The organism is Sphingomonas cavernae, assembly GCF_003590775.1.
GTDB lineage: Bacteria > Pseudomonadota > Alphaproteobacteria > Sphingomonadales > Sphingomonadaceae > Sphingobium_A > Sphingobium_A cavernae.
On sequence record NZ_QYUM01000002.1, the window covers coordinates 1,383,959 to 1,403,321 of the forward strand.

The window sequence follows — 19,363 nt, forward strand, 5'->3', positions numbered from 1 at the left end:
CGGTCACTTGCATTGGCCGCCGCCCGGCCAACCCGTCCAGCCCGCGCCGCGGACGACGCGGCCCGGCGTTGCGCCGGTGTGTTCGCCGTCCTTCAGCACCTGCACGCCGTTGACGACGACATGCCGCATGCCGGTCGCATATTGCGCGGGCTTCGAAACGGTAGCGTGGTCCGCTATTTTCGCGGGGTCAAAAACCACAATATCGGCATAATTGCCCGCAGCGAGCCGACCACGCTCCTTCAACCCGAGATTCCGGGCGGGAAGCGCGGTGAGCCGATGGATCGCGTCGGGCAGTGTCGCGGCCTTCTGGTCGCGGACATAATGGCCGAGCACACGCGCGAAGGTGCCATAGGCGCGCGGGTGGTTGTTGTATTTCAGGAAGACGCCCTCGGTGGCCGCGGCCTCCTCGTCCGACCCGAAGCTCATCCAGGGAAGGCCGATCTGGCGACGGACATTGTCTTCCGACATCAGCCGATAAAGCGTGCCGACGCGCGATCCATCCTCGATGACGAGGTCGATCGCGGTGTCCTCGGGGCTCTTGCCGCGCGCCTTCGCGACCTCGGCCAGCGTCTTGCCGGTGAGTGGCTTGAGCGCCGGATTCTTGAAGCCGACAACGATGAGATTTTCGGCTCCGCCCGCTGCGCGGTAGAGATTCTCCCAGCCTTTTCCGGGAGCCTTCATCTCCGCAATCACGCGTGCCCGTACCTGCGGGTCGCGCAGCCGCTCGATCCACGCCTCGACCCCGCCCGCCTGCACCCAGGTGGGCATCGAGGCGTCGAGGCCGGTTCCTGCGATCGCATAGGGATACATGTTGGCGGTGATCCGCAGACCGTCGGCGCGGGCAGCCTCGATCCGCGCGATCGCGGCGTCGAGCTTGCCCCAATTGTCCTGTCCCGCCTGTTTCAGGTGATAGATCTCGGCGGGCGCGCCGCTCGCCTTCGAGATCGCGATGAGCTCGTCGATCGCCTCGATCAGCCGGTCGCCCTCCGAACGCATATGGCTGATATACATGCCGCCACACCGCGCGGCCTCGCTGGTCAGCGCGATCAGTTCGGGCGTTTCGGCATAGGAGGCGGGCGCATAGATCAGCGAGGACCCCACCCCCATCGCGCCTTCACGCATCGCGGTCCGCACGATACTGCGCATCTGCGCAAGCTGGTCAGCGTTTGGATCGACGTCGCCTTCGCCGAGCACGTTGATCCGCACGGTCGCTGCGCCGACGAACGATGCGACGTTGGGCGAGACGCCCTTCTTCGTCAGAAATTCGAGATATTCGCCGAGCGACGTCCAGGTGATCGGATAGCGAATGTCGCCCTGGCGCTCGACCGCACGCTTCTTCATCTCGGGGGTGAGCGGCCCGCTGCTCGTGCCCTCACCCATCACCTCGAGCGTAACCCCTTGCCGAATGTCGCTTTGCGCTTTTCCATCCTCGATCAGTGAATCGTTCGCCCAGCTCAGCATGTTGATGAAGCCGGGGGCGACCGCCAGGCCCTTGGCGTCAATCGTCTGCTTCGCGCTGCCCGGCGCCTTGCCCCCCAGATGGACGATCCGATCACCTTTGACCGCGATGTCGCCCACCACGCCGGCGTCGCCCGACCCGTCATAGAGCGTGCCGCCGCGGATCAGCAGGTCATATTCGGGTGCGGCGGGCGCGCTTGCGCCAATCAGTACGGCCAGCAGTAATGATGCAGACATGCGGCGAATGCGAAGCGCCATGAGGACCCCCCTAAACTTTGATTGCCAACCTTGTTGCAGAGCCACCAGCGTTTTCCAAATGATTAGCGCCCGCCGCGCGGATCGCCCGCGATCGTCGCTATCACGGGCGTGTTCTCGAGCGTCCGGTGGACCGGGCATTTGCCCGCGACCTCGATCAGCCGCGCGCGCTGCTCGTCGGACAGCTCGTCGCCATGGATGTGGACGGTCTTGGTGAAATTGTCGGTCCATGCGGGCTGGCCTTCGATGCCGCCCTTGCGGTGCGTGAGGCTGACCGAGACATGATCGAGCGGCCAGCCCTTTTGCCGCGCATAGAGCCTGACCGTCATCGCTGTGCATTCGCCGAGCGCCGAGAGCAGCAGGTCATAGGGTGCAGGGCCAAGATCCGCGCCGCCGACATCCTCGGGCTCATCGCCCGTCAGCACATGACCTGACACGTCGATACGCACCGCGAACGGGCTGTCGCCGGTCTCGCTCACATGCGCTTCGATCCGCCCATTCGCCATGCGTATCTCCCTTGCTTGCGGACAAGCGGCTTGCCCGCCCCCGAGATTTCTTCGATAGCGGCGCGCATGTCGAGCCTTGAAACCCGCACGCCGCTCATCGTTGGTCTTGGCGGAACCGCCAAGCAATGCAGCGCGAGCGAGCGCGCGCTGCGCCACGTGCTCAAGCGCTGCGAGGCGGATGGCGCCGAGACGCTGCTGTTCGACGGGCCGTCGCTCGACATGCCGATGTACGCGCCCGAGATCATCGAGCGCACCGACAAGGCGCGCGCGCTGATCGATGGTCTGCGCCGTGCCGATGGCATCGTCATCGCCTCGCCGGGCTATCACGGCACCGTTTCGGGGCTGATCAAGAATGCGCTCGACTATGTGCAGGACATGGCGGCCGACGAGCGCGTCTATTTCGAAGGGCGGGCGGTCGGGCTGATCGCGGTGGCGGCGGGCTGGCAGGCGACGGGCACGACGCTCGCCACTTTGCGCTCGATCACGCACGCACTCAGGGGCTGGTCGACGCCGATGGCGGTCGCGATCAATTCGATGATGCCGGTCTTCAACCCCGAGGGAGAGGTGAGCGATCCCGCGATCGTCCAGCAGCTCGATATCCTGGCGGGCCAGGTGGTGAGCTTCGCGCGGATGAAGGCGCTCCACGACCTCGCCCATGCCGCGAGCGGCGCCGCAGGGGCGGGCGGATAAGGCGACGCCCCGGCCGCTTAACTTCGCAAACTTCCCACAAACGCGCATCTTGATTCGCCCTCCGGAAGCGACGCGGCCGAACGCATCGCGAGGCACGGTGACGAAAGGCGTGCATGTAGGACAGGCCTGTAGGACGAGGATTTGCGATATGTGGCATTTCTGCCGCGTGTCTAGGGGACGTGAAGCATCTGCGTCAGTGCTCCTGCGCAAGCAGGAGCCCATATCCGCAGGCGCATCGTCGCTTCGGACATGGGCTCCGGGTCAAGCCCGGAGCACTGACAGGGGGCGGATTTAGTTTACGTCAGCCCGAAGGGGTAAAGGGCCTTCTGGGCGTGGCGGCCCCCTTGGCGTCCTTGCCCAGCGTTTCGGCGAGCAGCGTGTTGGCGCGCGGGCCGTTCCAGTCCATTCCGCCGATCACGCGCCAGACCTCCTTGCCTTCGGCGTCGTAGAGGACGGTGGTGGGCAGCATGCCGCTGGCATAGTTGAGGCCCAGCCGGTTCTCGGGGTCGAGATAGGCTTCGAGCTTGTCGAAGCGGTTCTTCTCGAACCAAGGCGCCACGACCTCCTTGCCCTTCGAATCCTGCGAAATGGTGAGGACCTTCAGCCGACCCTCTTCGCGTTTGGCGAGCGCGTCGAGCGCGGGCATTTCCTTGATGCAGGGGCCGCACCACGTCGCCCAAAGATTAACGAGCACGGCCTTGCCCCTGAACTTTTCGAGCGTGACCTCGCTGCCGTCGGGCGCGGTGAAGGCGTCCTTGGGCATCGGCGTGCCGCGCCCGGAAATTTCGAGCGTGCCCGTGAATTGTTCGGGCTGCACGCCTTCCGCGGCGACGTTCGCTTGCGGGGCGGGTTCGGATTGCCTATCGCAGCCGCCAAGTGCTGCCAGGCCGAGGAGTAGAATGAGCGAAGACCGCACCAAGGGCTCCAATGCGATGTGGGGTGGGCGTTTCGAGGAAGGTCCCGCCGCTGTCATGCGCGAGATAAACGCCTCGATCCCCTTCGACAAGCGCCTGTGGCGGCAGGACATCGCCGGTTCGAAGGCGCATGTCGCGATGCTGGGGGCGCAAGGCATCGTCGACACGGCGGATGTCGCGGCGATCACGCAGGGCCTAGAAGCCATCGCGGGCGAATATGAGGCCAATGGCGTTCCCGAGGATCTGACGCTCGAGGACATCCATATGGTGACCGAGAGCCGGCTTGCAGAGATCATCGGTCCCGCCGCGGGACGGCTGCACACCGCGCGCTCGCGCAACGATCAGGTGGCCACCGATTTTCGGCTTTGGGTGCGCGACGCGATCGACATGGTCGAACCCGCACTGGCGACGCTGCAGCGCGCCCTCGTTGCACGCGCCGAAGACCATGTCGCAAGCGTGATGCCCGGCTTCACCCACCTGCAATCGGCGCAGCCGGTGACGCTGGGGCATCACCTGATGGCCTATTACGAGATGATCGGACGCGATCGCTCGCGCTTCGCCGATGCGCGCCGGCGTCTGAACCAGTGCCCGCTGGGGGCGGCCGCGCTCGCGGGCACGGGCTATGCGATCGACCGGCACGCGACCGCCGCGGCGCTTGGTTTCGACCGGCCCACCGACAATTCGCTCGATTCGGTCTCGGACCGCGATTTCGCGCTCGACTATCTGATGGCCGCGACCCAGTGCGCCGTTCACCTGTCGCGGCTGGCCGAGGAGTTCATCATCTGGGCGAGCCAGCCCTTCGGCTTCGTCTCCTTGTCCGACCAATGGTCGACGGGCTCTTCGATCATGCCGCAGAAGCGCAATCCCGACGCGGCCGAGCTGGTGCGCGGCCATTCGGGGCGGATCGCGGGGTGCATGGTGGCGCTCACCATGACGATGAAGGGGCTGCCGCTCGCCTATTCGAAGGACATGCAGGACGACAAGCCACCCGTGTTCGAAGCGCACGACCTGCTCGGCCTTTCGATCGCGGCGATGTCGGGGATGGTCGAAAGCGCGACTTTCCGCACGGATCGCATGCGCGCGCTTGCGGAATCGGGCTTTGCCACCGCAACAGATCTTGCCGATTGGCTGGTGCGTTCGGGCGGGCTGCCTTTCCGCGAGGCGCATCATGTGACCGGGCGCGTCGTCAAGTTGGCCGAGGAACGTGGCGTGACCTTGGGCGAGCTGCCGCTAGACGTGCTTCAGTCAGTGGATCCGCGTATCACGCAGGACTGTTTTGGCCTATTGGGGGTCGACGCTTCGGTCGCGAGCCGGACGAGCCATGGCGGCACGGCGCCGTCCGAAGTATTGAAGCGCATCATCGAAGCGAAAGTTGGATTGGGAATGGGTGCATGAGAAAACTGCTCATCGTTGCGGCGCTCGCGACGGTGCTTGCCGGATGCGGCAGCAAGAAGCCGCTGACGCGCGTCGCGGGTGACGAGGTCCCCCCCGCACCCGCGCTCGCAAGGACCGCTCCGACATCGGAGGAGTTGATCACCCCCGACGATCAGGCGCGACCCGAGCGTCAGGACGAAATTCTCAAGCAATCCGAAGAGCGTGAGGACGACAAGTTCGACCTTCCGCCGACGACCTGAGCCATGGACCATTTCGATCTTCGCAGCGGCAGGCTGCACGCCGAGGACGTGGCGCTGGAAGCGATCGCCGAGGCGGTCGGCACGCCCGTCTACGTCTATTCGCAGGCAACCATAGAGCGTCACGCGCGCGTGTTTCGCGAGGCGGTGTCGGGCGCCGGGCGTGGCGAGCCGTGGATTTCCTTCGCGGTCAAGGCCAACCCCAACCGCGCGGTGCTTTCGGTGCTCGCGGGGCAGGGCTTCGGCGCCGATGTCGTGTCGGCGGGCGAGTTGATCCGCGCAATCGCCGCGGGAATTCCGGCCGACAAGATCATCTTTTCTGGCGTCGGCAAGACCGCCGACGAGATGCGCCTCGCGCTCGCGCACGGTATCGGCCAGTTCAACCTGGAGTCCGAGCCCGAGGCCGAGATGCTGTCGGCAGTCGCGAGCGAGCTCGAGGTCGAGGCGCGCGTTGCCTATCGCGTCAATCCCGACGTCGATGCGGGCACGCATGCCAAGATCTCGACGGGCAAGTCCGAAAACAAGTTCGGCATTCCCATTGACACCGCGCTCGCAGCCTATGCTCGCGCCGGCGCGATGCCCGGGCTGAAGCTGCAGGGCGTCGCGGTGCATATCGGCAGTCAGTTGACCGCGCTCGAACCGCTCGAGGCGGCTTTCACCAAGATCGGCGCGCTGGTCCGCGAATTGCGCGCAGCGGGGCATGACATCACCATCGCCGACCTGGGGGGCGGACTGGGCGTGCCCTACGACCCCGCATTGCCGGTGCCGCCAAGTCCCGCCGATTATGGCGCGATGGTCCGCCGCGTGACCGCCGGTTGGGACGTGCGCGTGGCGTTCGAGCCCGGTCGGCTGATCGTGGCCAATGCCGGCGTGCTGCTTTCGCGCGTGATCCGCGTCAAGGACGGCGTGACGCATCCCTGGGTGATCGCCGACGCCGCGATGAACGATCTGCTTCGCCCCAGCCTCTACGACGCCTGGCACGAGATCCGCGCGGTGACTCCATCGGGCCATCGCTTCACTGCCAATGTGGTGGGGCCGGTCTGCGAGACGGGTGACACCTTCGCGATCGCGCGAGAGATGGACGCCGTGGCGGCGAACGACCTGATCGCGTTCATGACCGCGGGCGCTTATGGCGCGACGATGGCAAGCACGTACAACAGCCGCGCGTTGACCCCCGAGGTGCTGGTCTCGGGCGATCGGTGGGCGGTGGTGCGCGCACGCCAGCCGCTTGAGGCGCTGATCGCCGCCGATTCGATGCCCGACTGGTTGGGTGGCTGAGGCGCGACTTGGCAATCGCGCCGCCAAGCGCGACAAGGCATGCCAATGCACAGCCTGCCCATATTCCTGCGCCTGAAGGCGCGCCCGGTCATCCTGCTTGGCGAGGGTGCCGTGCGCGACGCCAAGGCGCGGCTGCTCCAGCGCGCCGGCGCCATCATCGTGGGAGAGGGGGACGCAGCAGCGCTTGCGATCGTCGCGATCGAGGATGAGGATCTGGCGGTGGCCGCGGTCGCGCGGCTGAAGGCGCGTGGGATACTGGTCAATGCGGTGGACCGACCCGCGCTGTGCGATTTCACATTGCCCGCGATCGTCGATCGCGATCCGGTGTTGGTCGCGATCGGGACGGGCGGCGCGTCGGCAGGGCTGGCCAAGGTGCTACGCCAGCGGATCGAGGCGCTGCTGCCGGCTTCGCTGGGCAAGCTGGCGACGGGGCTTCATTCGGCGCGGGGCGCGATCCGTGCCCGCTGGACCCAGCCCGATCAGCGGCGTCGCGCGATCGATGCGGCGCTTGAAGGTCCGCTCGATCCGTTGCGCGCGCAGGACGGCGACGCCGTGGCGCGCTGGCTCGCCGCGCCCGACATCAGGTTCGATGCCGGGCTCGTCACGATGGTGCTGCGTTCGGACGATCCCGATGATCTCAGCCTGCGCGAGGCGCGGCTATTGGGTCAGGCGGACACAATATTCCACGCGCCTGATGTTTCCGCCGCAATCCTCGCACGCATCCGGGCGGACGCCGCGCGTGTCATAGCGGCGCCGTCGGAGCCGTTGCCCGCGGGCCTTTCCATATTCTTGACCCGGCGGGATGAGGCGTAAGCAGCAGCGCCTAGCTGCCGAGCTGGTCTACCTGCTGCTGAAGCGCCTGAAGCGAATCGGCAAGTCTCTGGCGATCGGCCAGCATGTCGTGGACCTTGGAGCGGAGCTCGCCGATCTCGATCGCACGGTGCGCGATACGCGCATCGAGCGATTCGTTGGAACGGCGCAGTTCCTCGATTTCCTGCGCGCGCTCGATCAGCCTGCGCATCCGCGCATCGAGCACCTCGAATTCGAAGGGCTTGGCAACGTGATCGTCGGCGCCGCCGCCCAGCGCCTCGACCACGGCGCCCGGATCGCTCCGCGCGGTGATCATCAGTACGGGTGTGTGGCGGCGGTGCTGCATGCCCCGGATCTCGCGCAGAACCGTCATTCCCGACATGCCGGGCATAACCATGTCGAGCAGCACGAGATCGAAGTTGCGCCCCTGGATGCGGTCGAGCGCCTCGGCGCCGCTCGCGCACAGACAGCAGCGATATCCCATCTGCGACAGCCTGCGGCCGATGACCTGCAGGTTGGTCCGGCTGTCGTCGACGACGAGGATATCGAGCGGTGCGCCCGGGGGCGTCGCTTTGGCCGCACTGAGCGGAGACAGGGCCATATTCACTCCGGCTGACATTTCTCAGGCGGGGATGGTTAGGGCAAAGCCCTCACGATTTGGTTAATGAACTGCCAATTCCCAGACCTTGATTCCCACTGCAACCGATCAGACTCAGAGGAGCGCGAGCGAGGAGAGTTCGCCCAGCATCTCGGGCGGCAGTTCGTCGGCGTCGCCGAGAGCGCCGAGATCCGAAGGGGCATCGCTCGTCTTGAGATAGCGCCAGCCCTGATGTGCGCGTCGTGGGCGCGGTTGGACGGCAACCACGTGCGAATCGAGCCGGATGATCCAGCGCTTCTCGCTTTCCATCTCCTCGAAACCGAGAATCGTCTGTCGCGCGGCAAGCTTGTGCTTGATGATCCAGTAGAGCGACCCGCCGATCAGCTCTTCGTGGCGCGTCGGGCGATAACGTGTCGTCACTTCGGCGACCTCGTTCTTGCTGCGCGCGGCGATCCGCTGCGCGAGAATCTCGAGCGAGGGGCAGCCCACGGCGACCTTGGTGAGATTGAGTTCGGCCATGTCCCCAATTGGGCGCCTCCGCTGCCAGGATCAAGCTATCCCGTCAGCCCCGTTGCGGCCGCGAGCCCCAGAAAGACAAAGAAGCCCATCGAATCGGTCGTCATGGTGACGAAGACCGAGGACGCGACCGCAGGGTCGGCGCCATAGCGCTCGAGCGTCAGCGGCACGAGCACGCCGGCCATGCCCGCTATCAGGATGTTGGTCATCATCGCCGCGGCTATCACGGCACCGAGCTGCGGATTGGTGAAGGCGAGTGCGACGCCGATTCCGATCACCACCGCCACGGTCGCGCCATTGAGCAGTGCGACCCGAATTTCACGCCGGATCGTGCGCCAGGTGTTGGATTGGGTGAGCTGATTGGTGGCGAGCGCGCGCACGGTGACTGCCATGGTCTGCGTGCCCGCATTGCCGCCGACCCCCGCAACGATTGGCATCAGCGCGGCAAGCGTCACCATTTGCGCGATCGTGCCTTCGAACAGCCCGATGATCGTGGAGGCAACGAGCGCGGTGGCGAGATTGGCGATCAGCCAGCGCACGCGGCTCTTGTAGCTGTCCATCACGGGCTCGTTGATGTCGCCTTCGCCCGCGCCCGAAAGCTTGAGGATGTCCTCGCCCGCTTCCTCCTGGATGATGTGGACGATGTCGTCGACGGTGATCATGCCGACCAGGCGGCCCGACTGGTCGACCACCGCCGCCGAGATCAGCGCATATTTCTGGAACTTCAGCGCTGCCTCTTCCTGATCCATGTCGACCGGTATCAGCGTCTGCTCGCGCGCCATTACGTCCGAAATTGCGATCGAACGCGGCGTGCGCAGCACCCAGCTCAGCGCGCAACAGCCCACCGGATGGTGCGCCGCGTCGACGACATAGACTTCCCAGAAATCGGTGGTCAGATCCTCGTTGCCGCGCAAATAGTCGAGCACGTCGCCCACCGTCCAATGCTCGGGCACCGCGATGAGGTCGCGCTGCATCAGGCGGCCGGCCGATTCCTCGGGGTAGGACAGCGCCTCTTCGATCGCGGCACGGTCGTCGGGGGCCAGTGCGCGGAGAACGGCGCGCTGGTCGTCTTCCTCCATGTCCTCGATGATCGCGACGGCGTCGTCGGTATCGAGTTCGCCCGCGATTTCGGCGACCTGATGCGGCTCGAGCGCGTCGATCAGGTCCTCGCGAACATAATCGTTCATCTCGGCGAGAACGTCGCCATCGAGCAGGTCGGATAGCGCGGCGGCGAGCGCCTGGCGTCGATCGGACGGGGTGAGCTCGAAGAGATCCGCGATGTCGGCGGGGTGCAGAGGCTCAACGAGCGCGCGCGCACCCTCCGCGTCACCCGAATCGACGCGTTCGAGCACGCCCGTCACGAATTCGGGGGTCAGCCGGTCCTCGGCGTCATGACTGGGTTCGGCAACGACCGATACATCCTCAGGCACATGTTTCAGCTCGGTCTCGGTCATCGCTGCCTCCCCTCGTGAAACACGGCCCCCAGCAAGATTGTTGCTCTAGAGCACTTCCCGGAAAAGTGGGAACCGGTTTTTCGGTCAGGAAGTGCTCCAGATATTGAGTCGAGAGCCTTTCTTGTCCGGCAAGGCGATTCCGCCTTGCCGGGAAAGGCTCTAGGCTCTCGAAACGGCACAGGCAATCCGTGGAATGGCTGTCAAAAGGGATGTTTCCGCGGAGGCTCTTGGCTATAAACCGTCCAGGCTTGGCACAAGCCCGGCGGAGACAGCGTACACGCGACCCGCGCTGTCTCCGCCTCTTGTCCCCCTCACCGCGCGCGGACTTTCCCTGCCGCCAAGGATCGCTATATGGGGCGGCAGTTTTGCAACCCTATTTGCCGGGAGCCGATCATGGCGGACACTCTTACCCTGACCCTCGACAATGGCGGCGACGTCGTCATCAAGCTGCGCCCCGACCTCGCACCCGGCCACGTCGCCCGGATCTCCGAGCTCGCCGATGAAGGCTTTTACGACGGCGTGATCTTCCACCGCGTGATCGACGGCTTCATGGCGCAGGGCGGGGATCCCACCGGCACGGGCATGGGTGGCTCGAAACTTCCCGACCTCGCCGCCGAATTCAACCGCGAACCGCACGTCCGCGGCGTTTGCTCGATGGCGCGCGCGCAGAACCCCAACAGCGCCAACAGCCAGTTCTTCATCTGTTTCGACGATGCCCGTTTTCTCGACGGTCAGTACACTGTCTGGGGTGAAGTGACCTCGGGCATGGAGCATGTCGACGCGCTCCCCAAGGGCGAGCCCCCGGCGAACCCCGGCAAGATTGTCACCGCGCGCACGAGCTGAGGCGGGCGTTCATGTATCCGCTCATCCTGAGTAGCCATTGAGCTTGGCGAAATGGCGTATCGAAGGACCGTTCGAGTGCGTCCTTCGATACGAGCCCTCGCCAAGCTCGGTCTCTACTCAGGATGAGCGGGTTGAAATGGGCTGCCCCTCAAGTCTCGAACAGCGGCACCAGCCAGTCGTGAAACAGCCGTACCGGGCGCGCTTCCAGTGCGCGCGGGCGGCACGCGAACCAATAGCTGTAGGGACTCTCCACCTCGACATCGAACAGGCGGACGAGCCGCGGATCGTCGGCATCCTCCAGATGGCTGTCGAGCATGAAGGCGACGCCGAGTCCGCCCGCTGCGGCCTCGAGCATCAATTGGCCCGAATCGAAATGATCGATCGCGATCGGCTCAAGGCTCTTCAGTCCCAGCGCGTTGCGAAACACGTCGAAAGTCTCGGGCATGTCGCGATGGATCAGCACCGTGGTGCGCGCCAGATCCTCGGGCGTGCGGATCGCATTGGGGCCCTCGGTCAGCTTGCGTCCCGCAATGGGATAGACACGGTTCCGCCCCAGACGCCGCGAATACAGGGCGGGGTCGATCTCGCGTGCGAGCGGGATCGCGACATCGAGGCCTTCGCCCAGCCGTGAAAGGCTATGCGCGGCGGTGTCGATGTCGAGATGCAGTTCGGGATGTCTGGCGCGCAGCGCCGGCAAATGCGGCATCAGTTTTTGCGACGCGAAGAGCGGCAGGATGCCGAGCCGCAAACGAAGAACGTCTTGATTGGTCGACAGATCGTCGATCGCCAGCGACAGCATGTCGATCGCGGGCGCGATCTGGCGGAGCAGCCTTTCGCCGTCTTCGGTAAGCACCAATGCCTGATGGCGCCGGCTGAACAATGCGCGGCCAAGGAAGCGTTCGAGCGCCTGGACGCGGCGACTTAGCGCCGGCGAAGACAGCGCAAGCTCCTCCGCCGCGGCCTTGATCGAGCCGAGCCGCGCAACCTGGACAAAAGCCTCGATCGCGGTGAGTGGGGGCAAACGCCGCATCAATTCTCCTCGTACGCATTTGGGGCGGTGCTAGCCGCGTCTCGCTTCACTATTGATTGTCCGTGACACTTTTATGATTGCAATATATGCAATCGGCAAGAGGCTTTTCGCACTTGCAACATTCTTTGCTGCACTGCACATAGAGCGGGCCTTTCAGGCATCCTCTCCTAAAAACTTTCAAGGCCGGTCCTTCGGGATCGGCCCTTTTTTTTGGTCCGGGGTCGAAAGGGGTCCACGCGCGCCCTATCTTGCCGCTGTCGTTGATAGCGGAGCAAATAGCCAATGGCTGACGAGGAAACCCAGGGGCGGCGATTGCAAGTCGCGAACGCGCGCGCCGAGGATAGCGGTCGGGGGCTTGCCCGGCTTTCGCGTGCAACGATGCAAACACTTGGCCTTGCCGAGGGCGATATCGTCGAAATCGTCGGCAAGCGATCGACCGGCGCACGCGCGGTGCTGCCCTATCAGGAGGATGAAGGGCTTGAGCTCGTACGGCTCGATGGCCTCCAGCGCGCCAATGCCGGCGTCGGCTCGGGCGATTTCGTCGAAATCCGCAAGATCGAAACCAAGCCGGCACAGCGCGTCGTCTTCGCACCCGCACAACAAAATCTGCGTCTCCAGGGTTCACGTCAGGCGCTTCAGCGCACCTTTGCCGGGCGCCCGGTCTCGGCAGGCGACGTGATCGCAACCGTTGGCCAGCAGCAGGTGGATCGGGGCGAGATGCCGCAACAGTTGCGCCAGATGCTCGCCGCGCCCGCCTATGCGCTTCAGGAGATCCGGCTCGCGGTGGTTTCGACCAGTCCGAAGGGCATCGTCCATATCGATGCGGACACCGAGATCGAGCTGCTGCCCGAATATACCGAACCAAAGGAAGCGCGCCGCGCCGACGTCACTTATGACGATATCGGCGGCATGGCCTCCACCATCGATCAGCTTCGCGAAATGGTCGAGCTGCCGCTGCGCTACCCTGAACTATTCCAGCGTCTGGGCGTCGATCCGCCGCGTGGCGTTCTGCTCCACGGTCCGCCAGGTACCGGCAAGACCCGGCTCGCGCGCGCGGTCGCGAATGAGAGCGACGCCGAATTCTTCCTGATCAACGGGCCCGAGATCATGGGCTCTGCGTACGGCGAGAGCGAGAAGAAGCTGCGTGAAATCTTCGAGGCGGCGCAAAAGGCCGCGCCCTCGATCCTGTTCATCGACGAGATCGATTCGATCGCGCCCAAGCGTGGACAGGTGCAGGGCGAGACCGAAAAGAGACTCGTGGCCCAGTTGCTCACGCTCATGGACGGGCTCGAATCGCGCACCAACCTTGTCGTCATCGCCGCGACCAACCGGCCCGAGGCGATTGACGAGGCGCTCAGGCGTCCGGGGCGTTTCGATCGCGAGATCATCGTCGGCGTGCCCGACGAGCGCGGCCGTCGCGAGATCCTGGGCATCCATACGCGCGGCATGCCGCTGGGCGACAAGGTCGACCTCGCCGAGCTGGCGCGGACAACCTATGGCTTTGTCGGCGCCGATCTTGCCGCGCTCGCGCGCGAGGCGGCGATCGAAGCGGTGCGGCGAATCATGCCCAAGCTTGATCTGGCCGCGGGCACGATCCCGCCCGAGGTGCTGGACACATTGTCGGTCACGCGCGAGGATTTCCTCGCCGCGATCAAGCGCGTCCAGCCCTCCGCGATGCGCGAGGTGATGGTGCAGGCGCCCAATGTCAGTTGGGACGATATCGGTGGCCTCGATGATGCGCAGATGCGATTGCGCGAAGGCGTCGAACTGCCGCTCAAGGATCCCGATGCGTTCCGTCGGCTCGGCATCCGTCCGGCCAAGGGCTTTCTGCTCTATGGCCCGCCGGGCACGGGCAAGACGCTGCTGGCCAAGGCGGTGGCGCGCGAGGCCGAGGCGAACTTCATCGCCACCAAGTCGAGCGATCTCCTCTCCAAATGGTATGGCGAAAGCGAACAGCAGATCGCGCGGCTCTTTGCGCGCGCGCGGCAGGTCGCGCCTTGCGTGATCTTCATCGACGAACTCGACAGCCTTGTCCCCGCGCGTGGCGGCGGCATGGGTGAACCGCAGGTCACCGAGCGCGTGGTCAACACGATACTGGCCGAAATGGACGGGCTCGAGGAACTTCAGTCGGTCGTCGTGATCGGCGCGACCAATCGCCCCAATCTGATCGACCCGGCGCTGCTGCGCCCCGGCCGTTTCGATGAACTTGTCTATGTGAGCGTGCCCGATGAGGGGGGGCGCCGGCGTATCCTGGGGATTCAGACGGGCAAGATGCCGCTGGACGAGGACGTGGATCTCGACGAACTCGCGAAGCGGACCGACCGTTTCACGGGTGCCGACCTCGAGGATCTCGTGCGTCGTGCGGGGCTGTTCGCTTTGCGCGAGTCGCTCGACGTAAAGCGCGTGACGATGGGCCATTTCGAAAAGGCGCTCACCGAATCGCGCGCGTCGGTCACGCCCGAGATGGAGCGCGAATATGAAGCGATGGCATCGAAGCTCAAGCAGGATGCAATGAAGATCGACCCGATCGGTTTCATCGCGCCGGGGATGCTCCATCCGCGCGGTCCGAAGGGTCAAGAGTGACCCAGGCATAGGCGAAGAGCGCAACGAGCGCGGCGGCCGCGGTGAAATAGGGCAGCGGCCGCCACAGTTCGTACATGCCGACCCCGATCGACGGTCCCAGCACGAACGCTGCGCCGTTGATCGCGGTGACCTTGCCCGCGACAGAACCCTGCGCCTTCGCGCCCACCGCGAGCGACGACCCCGCGGTAAAGCCAGGCCGGGTGAAGCCGAAGCCGAGCGATGACAGCGCAAAGGCGGTCGCGATTCCGTACAGATCGGTCGCAAGCCCGGTCAGCGCACATCCGATCGCGGACAGCACCAGACCGATCAGCACGAGCGCGCGCGGCCTGAGCCCGAGCATCGGGATCAGGCCCCACTGGACGAGCAGCGCGGCGCCCGCACCCATCATCAGCACGATCCCCGTGGCCTGGAGCGCGGCATCGAGCGAGCCGCCCACACGGTCGATTACGAGAAAGCCGATCGCCTGGCCCGTCATCGCCTGTGCGTGCCCCATCACCAGCCCCGAGAGCATCCAGGGCCAGATGCGCGGATCGCGCATCCGCACTTCGACCGAGTGCGACGCGATCGCAGCGGTCACGGTCGCACCCGTCGACTGGCCGCCGATCGAGGGATAGCTCGCGGCTGCGCCGTGCGGATGGGCGGACGGACTGTCGTCGGGAAGCAGCCGCCATGCCGCAATCACCACGATCAGCCCGATCAGCGCGAAGACCAGAGCGGGGCCGGCCATGCCCACAACGGGAAGCAGGAAATAGGGACCGAGTGCCGGGCCGAGGATGGTACCGAGCCCGAACGCGGACGCGAGCATCGTCAGCGCCTTGGTGCGCTCGTCACGGCTTGTCCGCGCCGCGACCATCGCCTGCGCGGCGGGTGGTGTGGCGGCGCCGAAAGCGCCGTAGATCATCCGGCCGCCAACAAAGGCCACGAATGTCAGCGCGGGCGCGATCCAGCCAAGGATTCCCGCGGCCAGGAACAGCCCGCATAGCAGCGTCGACACGGTGAAGCCCACAAGTCCGGTCACCACCATCTTGCGCTGGCCGTGCTGGTCGAGCCGCTTCGCCCAGAAAGGTGCCGCGACGACCCAGATCGCCGCCGAAACCGAAAAGGCGGCCGCAACCGCGCTGTCGGGAACCTTGAGCGAGCGCCCGAGCGCAGGGAGGACCGACTGCATTGCGGTGTTGCCCGCCGCGATGGTGAGCATCACGAGGAACAGCAGTCCGAAATCGCGCCGACGCGCGCGCTCTTCCGCGTTCAATATCGACATGGCAGGCGCGTCATGCCCTTCGCGGTGACCGCTCCATCCGGTTTCGTGCCCATGCCGACCCGATACGCCCGAACAATGCGCATGCGAAAGGAAAAACTGCGGCGCTACCGGGTTAACCTCCACTTGAATAAGAACCGCTTATTTGCGAGGGCTCGTAACCTTGCTGTCACCGACGAGGAATTTCATGCCCGCATCATCCGCAAAGACCGGTCGCAAGCTGCCCGCGTGGCTTGTCGAATGGGCGCGGCGCCGTTCCGGTCCCTGGGCGATGTTCTTCAAGGGCTTTCTGAAGCATCCGGTGATGGTAGGATCGGTCATCCCCTCGTCGGACATGCTGATCGCCAATATGCTGGCGCGTGTTGACTGGGCCAACACCAAGGTTTTCGTCGAATATGGGCCGGGCGTGGGCACATTCTGCCGCCCTATCCTGAAGAGGCTCGCGCCCGACGCGAAGCTGATCGCGATCGACACCAACCCGGATTTCATCGAGTATCTGGCCGAGGAGATCCCCGACCCGCGGTTCATCCCGGTACTGGGTTCGGCAGCCGATGTGCGCAGGATCGTTGCCGAGCAAGGCCATGATCATGCCGATTATGTGCTGTCCGGCCTTCCTTTTTCGACGCTGCCTGCAGGCGTTGGCCCGAAGATCGCCGAGGAGACCCAGGCCGCGCTCCGCCCCGGCGGCGCCTTCCTCGTCTATCAATTCTCGCCCAAGGTTCGTGACTTCATCGCGCCGCATTTCGAGCGGATCGATCATGGCTTCGAATTCTGGAACATCCCGCCCGCGCAGCTCTACTGGGCGTGGAAGGGCTGACGCGGGGTTTAATCGAGCCCGAAATTCAGCCGGCGCGTGACGGTATAGTCCATCGCGTTCACGACGAACCATGACAGCGCCCAGCGCACGCGATTGAGCCAGGTTGCGCGCGCGTTGTGCAACTCGGGGGTGATACGCTCGCAATCTGCGAGTTCGCTTTCGAAAAAGGCGCGCATGTGCGCGGCAAAGCCCGCATCCTCGATGCGCAACATCAGCTCCATGTTGAGGAACAGGCTGCGGATATCGAAATTGGCCGATCCCACATAAGTGATATCGTCGATGACCATCAGCTTCATGTGGAGCATGCGGGGCAGATATTCGTAGACCTCGCACCCCTGTTTCAACAGGCCGCCATAAAGCAGGCGCGCGGCGCCAACCGTCGCGGGATTGTCGGATCGCTGCGCGGTGATAAGGCGCAGGGTGCCGCCACGCTTTGCGACGTTGCGCGTTCGCTTGAACATCGAGCGGCTGGGCGAGAAATAGGCTTCGATCATGTCCGCGCGCCGGGCGTGCTCCAGATCGTGCTTCACCGTGCGCGCCCACGGGCTCAGCCGCCGGGTGGGGCCACCCAGGAGCCACCGCAACGGGCCGCCGGGCGCGGGAGGGAGTGCCTCGGCGAGCATCCGCCTGAGCGCCCGAAAGCTCGCATTGTCCGAGCGGACCCAGCGGTCGAGAATGTCGTAATAGGTGACGAGCCAGCCGACCGCAGGGCCGCGCACCTCAAGGCCGAGATCGTGCCATTTGCCCGCCTCGGGCGGCGCAAAATAATCGTCGCCGATGTTGAAGCCGCCGATGATCGCGGTCCTGTCATCGGCGATCGCGATCTTCTGGTGGTTTCTTAGAAGATAGCGCCTGCCATAGCGTGGAATGAACTGGCACAGTTCGCAGCCGGCATCGTTGAGCGGCGCGAAGAATCCGGGGGGCGTGGTATTGCTGCCGAAGCCGTCGACGATCAGCGACACGCGCACGCCGCGATTCATCGCGTCGAGCAACGCCTCACGCACCGCGACTCCCGAGGAATCGGGTAGAAACATATAATAATAGAGACGGATTCGCTCGCGTGCGCCCGCGATGAGCGCGAGCAGCGCCTTGAGCCGCGCGGGTCCCTCCACAATCGGAGTCAGCCGATGGCCGTCGACCTCCTGTGGTGCTTCGCGTCGCGCGGGGCGTGCGTCGTCCATCCGCGATCAATGAGTGCGGGTGCGGCAAAGGGCAAGGGAAAAGCGGCATTTCCTTGACTCTTGGGCTCTGCATCGCTACCTCGCCGGCTTCTTTCCGATATCTGCCAGCAAGTGGAGCGACTATGGCGCGCGTTACCGTTGAAGATTGCGTCGACAAGGTGCCCAACCGGTTTGACCTGGTGCTGTTCGCGGCCCAGCGCGCGCGGCAGATTTCAGGCGGGGCCGAACTGACGCTCGACCGCGACCGCGACAAGAACCCGGTCGTTGCGCTGCGCGAGATCGCCGACGAGACGATTCATCCCGCCGACATGAAGGAGGCCGTGGTCTCGATGCTCCAGCGCGTCCAGATCGATGAGGACGATGTCGTCGACGAGATCGGCTCGCTCAGCCAGTCTGCCGAGGCGCTGCGCCTGACCGCGGCAGCACCCCCGCGCAACCAGAATATCGGCGGCGACTACGACGGCTGATCGCCGCGCTGCTGCTGAAATCGAAAAGGCCGGGCGTTTGCCCGGCCTTTTTCGTTTCTGGCGAATGGATGTTCAGGCCGCCTTGTCGGCGAGCGGCGGCTGTTTGGTCTCGCCGATCGCGCGGATTTCCTCGGCGTGCATCCAGCACAGATCCTCAAGCTTGAGCTCGCGATCGTCGTGCGCGCGGATGGTGATTGGGCGGATCGGCTGGAGATCCTGCTTGTCGACGAGCACAGGTGTGGACGGCGTGCCCGATTCCCAACGTTCGCCCCATTGCCTGAGCGCGAGCATGGCCGGAAGCAGCGCTGCGCCTTTCTCGGTGAGACGATATTCGATCTTGCGACGATCCTCCGGGAGCGGCTGACGCATCAAAATGCCATGCTCGACGAGCCGCGAAAGCCGGTTGGCGAGAATGTTGCGCGCAATGCCAAGCTCCGACTGGAATTCTTCGAAATGGCAGATCCGATTGAAGGCCGCGCGCAGGATCAGGAACGACCATTTCTCGCCCATCGCCTCAAGCGCGCACGGAAGTCCGCATTCATGCTGCGCCAGATCTTTCAGCGGTTCTCTTAATCCCATGGCGCAAACCTAGCGTAAAATTCCTGTCATGCAAATTATATAGGTTTTAAGTTGCAACTAGCAATTCATCCTGATAGGTAGTGATTCGCAACTTAAATTGCCAAGGACGCACTCCATGATCCGCTTTGCTCCCCTGTTCGCCTCGGCGGCAGCTTCCTTCCTGCTGCTTTCCGCCACCGCGGCTTCGGCTCAGCCCAATGGCAGTTTCTATGCGGCCAAGCCGGTCGCCACGTCGACAGCAACCAGCCTTGTCGTGCGCGACACGATCTGGAAATGCGACGGCAATGGCTGCGCGTCGGCGACCAAGGGCAAGAGCCGCGCCGCCTTTGTTTGCGAGTCGCTGGCAAAGGAACTCGGTCAGCTCGCATCGTTTCGCGCCGGCGCCGAGGAGTTCGACGCCGAGGCGCTCGCAAGGTGCAACGCCAAGGCATGACATATCGCGGAAATCCGCAATAATCTGTTGCAATGCACCCACGCGCGACCCCAAATGGGTCG

20 protein-coding genes are annotated in these 19,363 nt (G+C 64.8%); 10 read left to right on the forward strand and 10 right to left on the reverse strand.

The features are described 5' to 3' along the window. Nucleotides 1–3: 3 nt before the first annotated feature. Both D3876_RS06820 and D3876_RS06825 read right to left on the reverse strand, forming a co-directional pair. On the reverse strand, nucleotides 4–1,716 hold the full coding sequence (locus D3876_RS06820) for an N-acyl-D-amino-acid deacylase family protein (RefSeq protein WP_119760561.1): 1,713 nt from the start codon (nucleotides 1,714–1,716) through the stop codon (nucleotides 4–6). Between the two features lie 62 nt (nucleotides 1,717–1,778). Continuing rightward, nucleotides 1,779–2,219, reverse strand: coding sequence for an OsmC family protein (locus D3876_RS06825; RefSeq protein ID WP_119760563.1), 441 nt, complete (start codon nucleotides 2,217–2,219; stop codon nucleotides 1,779–1,781). 66 nt (nucleotides 2,220–2,285) lie between these two features. Between D3876_RS06825 and D3876_RS06830 the strand changes: the two genes are divergently transcribed. Continuing rightward, nucleotides 2,286–2,909, forward strand: a complete 624-nt coding sequence (locus tag D3876_RS06830; RefSeq protein ID WP_119760565.1) for an NADPH-dependent FMN reductase — start codon at nucleotides 2,286–2,288, stop codon at nucleotides 2,907–2,909. Between the two features lie 301 nt (nucleotides 2,910–3,210). On the opposite strand, the gene D3876_RS06835 is transcribed toward D3876_RS06830, so the two are convergent. Next, complete coding sequence (locus tag D3876_RS06835; RefSeq protein ID WP_238475272.1) at nucleotides 3,211–3,825, reverse strand: TlpA family protein disulfide reductase; 615 nt, start codon at nucleotides 3,823–3,825, stop codon at nucleotides 3,211–3,213. A gap of 16 nt (nucleotides 3,826–3,841) precedes the next feature. Here D3876_RS06835 and argH point away from each other — a divergent pair, with 16 nt between their 5' ends. Genes argH through D3876_RS06855 form a run of 4 tightly spaced genes read left to right on the forward strand, consistent with a single transcriptional unit; the run spans nucleotide 3,842 to nucleotide 7,545 of the window. Further along, complete coding sequence (argH, locus tag D3876_RS06840; protein ID WP_119760569.1) at nucleotides 3,842–5,218, forward strand: argininosuccinate lyase; 1,377 nt, start codon at nucleotides 3,842–3,844, stop codon at nucleotides 5,216–5,218. Continuing rightward, a complete protein-coding gene (locus tag D3876_RS06845) occupies nucleotides 5,215–5,457 on the forward strand; it encodes a lipoprotein (RefSeq protein ID WP_119760571.1) in 243 nt (80 codons plus the stop codon). Before argH ends, D3876_RS06845 begins: the two co-directional genes overlap by 4 nt. A gap of 3 nt (nucleotides 5,458–5,460) precedes the next feature. Next, nucleotides 5,461–6,732: a diaminopimelate decarboxylase gene (lysA, locus tag D3876_RS06850; protein ID WP_119760573.1), complete on the forward strand. Its 1,272-nt coding sequence runs from the start codon at nucleotides 5,461–5,463 to the stop codon at nucleotides 6,730–6,732. A gap of 45 nt (nucleotides 6,733–6,777) precedes the next feature. Continuing rightward, nucleotides 6,778–7,545 (forward strand): precorrin-2 dehydrogenase/sirohydrochlorin ferrochelatase family protein, encoded by a 768-nt coding sequence (locus D3876_RS06855; RefSeq protein ID WP_119760575.1) that lies wholly within the window; start codon nucleotides 6,778–6,780, stop codon nucleotides 7,543–7,545. A 10-nt stretch (nucleotides 7,546–7,555) separates the two neighbouring features. Here the strand turns inward: D3876_RS06855 and D3876_RS06860 are convergent, their stop codons facing one another. The 3 genes from D3876_RS06860 to mgtE form a co-directional block, all read right to left on the reverse strand. Continuing rightward, on the reverse strand, nucleotides 7,556–8,143 hold the full coding sequence (locus tag D3876_RS06860; protein WP_119760577.1) for a response regulator transcription factor: 588 nt from the start codon (nucleotides 8,141–8,143) through the stop codon (nucleotides 7,556–7,558). A gap of 111 nt (nucleotides 8,144–8,254) precedes the next feature. After that, on the reverse strand, nucleotides 8,255–8,659 hold the full coding sequence (locus tag D3876_RS06865) for a DUF1489 family protein (protein ID WP_119760579.1): 405 nt from the start codon (nucleotides 8,657–8,659) through the stop codon (nucleotides 8,255–8,257). A gap of 35 nt (nucleotides 8,660–8,694) precedes the next feature. Continuing rightward, nucleotides 8,695–10,110 (reverse strand): magnesium transporter, encoded by a 1,416-nt coding sequence (mgtE, locus tag D3876_RS06870; RefSeq protein WP_119760581.1) that lies wholly within the window; start codon nucleotides 10,108–10,110, stop codon nucleotides 8,695–8,697. A 393-nt stretch (nucleotides 10,111–10,503) separates the two neighbouring features. Here mgtE and D3876_RS06875 point away from each other — a divergent pair, with 393 nt between their 5' ends. Continuing rightward, the gene (locus tag D3876_RS06875) at nucleotides 10,504–10,953 is read left to right on the forward strand and encodes a peptidylprolyl isomerase (protein ID WP_119760583.1); all 450 of its coding nucleotides are present in this window, start codon (nucleotides 10,504–10,506) and stop codon (nucleotides 10,951–10,953) included. A gap of 148 nt (nucleotides 10,954–11,101) precedes the next feature. Here the strand turns inward: D3876_RS06875 and D3876_RS06880 are convergent, their stop codons facing one another. Continuing rightward, the gene (locus D3876_RS06880; RefSeq protein WP_119760585.1) at nucleotides 11,102–11,983 is read right to left on the reverse strand and encodes a LysR substrate-binding domain-containing protein; all 882 of its coding nucleotides are present in this window, start codon (nucleotides 11,981–11,983) and stop codon (nucleotides 11,102–11,104) included. A gap of 282 nt (nucleotides 11,984–12,265) precedes the next feature. Between D3876_RS06880 and D3876_RS06885 the strand changes: the two genes are divergently transcribed. Then, entirely contained in the window at nucleotides 12,266–14,566 is a 2,301-nt protein-coding gene (locus D3876_RS06885; RefSeq protein ID WP_119760587.1) for a CDC48 family AAA ATPase, read from the forward strand. Here D3876_RS06885 and D3876_RS06890 read toward each other — a convergent pair. Further along, entirely contained in the window at nucleotides 14,517–15,827 is a 1,311-nt protein-coding gene (locus tag D3876_RS06890; protein ID WP_119760589.1) for an MFS transporter, read from the reverse strand. The two genes, D3876_RS06885 and D3876_RS06890, sit on opposite strands and share 50 nt — an antisense overlap. A 184-nt stretch (nucleotides 15,828–16,011) precedes the next feature. On the opposite strand from D3876_RS06890, the gene D3876_RS06895 reads away from it, so the two are divergent. After that, entirely contained in the window at nucleotides 16,012–16,641 is a 630-nt protein-coding gene (locus D3876_RS06895) for a class I SAM-dependent methyltransferase (RefSeq protein WP_238475273.1), read from the forward strand. Nucleotides 16,642–16,649: 8 nt separating this feature from the next. Here the strand turns inward: D3876_RS06895 and D3876_RS06900 are convergent, their stop codons facing one another. After that, a complete protein-coding gene (locus D3876_RS06900) occupies nucleotides 16,650–17,822 on the reverse strand; it encodes a phospholipase D-like domain-containing protein (RefSeq protein WP_119760591.1) in 1,173 nt (390 codons plus the stop codon). Between the two features lie 122 nt (nucleotides 17,823–17,944). On the opposite strand from D3876_RS06900, the gene rpoZ reads away from it, so the two are divergent. Then, nucleotides 17,945–18,289: a DNA-directed RNA polymerase subunit omega gene (gene rpoZ, locus D3876_RS06905; protein WP_119760593.1), complete on the forward strand. Its 345-nt coding sequence runs from the start codon at nucleotides 17,945–17,947 to the stop codon at nucleotides 18,287–18,289. 72 nt (nucleotides 18,290–18,361) lie between these two features. Here the strand turns inward: rpoZ and D3876_RS06910 are convergent, their stop codons facing one another. Next, nucleotides 18,362–18,868, reverse strand: a complete 507-nt coding sequence (locus D3876_RS06910) for a winged helix-turn-helix transcriptional regulator (protein ID WP_119760595.1) — start codon at nucleotides 18,866–18,868, stop codon at nucleotides 18,362–18,364. A gap of 115 nt (nucleotides 18,869–18,983) precedes the next feature. Between D3876_RS06910 and D3876_RS06915 the strand changes: the two genes are divergently transcribed. Then, on the forward strand, nucleotides 18,984–19,301 hold the full coding sequence (locus tag D3876_RS06915; protein WP_119760597.1) for a CC_3452 family protein: 318 nt from the start codon (nucleotides 18,984–18,986) through the stop codon (nucleotides 19,299–19,301). The last annotated feature ends 62 nt before the right edge of the window (nucleotides 19,302–19,363 follow it).

Coding starts and splice junctions, on each gene's coding strand:
- D3876_RS06855 (WP_119760575.1), top strand. CDS start 6,778: ATGCACAGCCTGCCCATATTCCTGCGCCTGAAGGCGCGCCCGGTCATC.
- D3876_RS06845 (WP_119760571.1), top strand. CDS start 5,215: ATGAGAAAACTGCTCATCGTTGCGGCGCTCGCGACGGTGCTTGCCGGA.
- D3876_RS06890 (WP_119760589.1), bottom strand. CDS start 15,827: ATGTCGATATTGAACGCGGAAGAGCGCGCGCGTCGGCGCGATTTCGGA.
- D3876_RS06895 (WP_238475273.1), top strand. CDS start 16,012: ATGCCCGCATCATCCGCAAAGACCGGTCGCAAGCTGCCCGCGTGGCTT.
- D3876_RS06860 (WP_119760577.1), bottom strand. CDS start 8,143: ATGGCCCTGTCTCCGCTCAGTGCGGCCAAAGCGACGCCCCCGGGCGCA.
- D3876_RS06880 (WP_119760585.1), bottom strand. CDS start 11,983: ATGCGGCGTTTGCCCCCACTCACCGCGATCGAGGCTTTTGTCCAGGTT.
- D3876_RS06900 (WP_119760591.1), bottom strand. CDS start 17,822: ATGGACGACGCACGCCCCGCGCGACGCGAAGCACCACAGGAGGTCGAC.
- D3876_RS06830 (WP_119760565.1), top strand. CDS start 2,286: ATGTCGAGCCTTGAAACCCGCACGCCGCTCATCGTTGGTCTTGGCGGA.
- mgtE (WP_119760581.1), bottom strand. CDS start 10,110: ATGACCGAGACCGAGCTGAAACATGTGCCTGAGGATGTATCGGTCGTT.
- D3876_RS06865 (WP_119760579.1), bottom strand. CDS start 8,659: ATGGCCGAACTCAATCTCACCAAGGTCGCCGTGGGCTGCCCCTCGCTC.
- D3876_RS06820 (WP_119760561.1), bottom strand. CDS start 1,716: ATGGCGCTTCGCATTCGCCGCATGTCTGCATCATTACTGCTGGCCGTA.
- argH (WP_119760569.1), top strand. CDS start 3,842: ATGTGGGGTGGGCGTTTCGAGGAAGGTCCCGCCGCTGTCATGCGCGAG.
- D3876_RS06910 (WP_119760595.1), bottom strand. CDS start 18,868: ATGGGATTAAGAGAACCGCTGAAAGATCTGGCGCAGCATGAATGCGGA.
- D3876_RS06885 (WP_119760587.1), top strand. CDS start 12,266: ATGGCTGACGAGGAAACCCAGGGGCGGCGATTGCAAGTCGCGAACGCG.
- rpoZ (WP_119760593.1), top strand. CDS start 17,945: ATGGCGCGCGTTACCGTTGAAGATTGCGTCGACAAGGTGCCCAACCGG.
- D3876_RS06915 (WP_119760597.1), top strand. CDS start 18,984: ATGATCCGCTTTGCTCCCCTGTTCGCCTCGGCGGCAGCTTCCTTCCTG.
- D3876_RS06825 (WP_119760563.1), bottom strand. CDS start 2,219: ATGGCGAATGGGCGGATCGAAGCGCATGTGAGCGAGACCGGCGACAGC.
- lysA (WP_119760573.1), top strand. CDS start 5,461: ATGGACCATTTCGATCTTCGCAGCGGCAGGCTGCACGCCGAGGACGTG.
- D3876_RS06875 (WP_119760583.1), top strand. CDS start 10,504: ATGGCGGACACTCTTACCCTGACCCTCGACAATGGCGGCGACGTCGTC.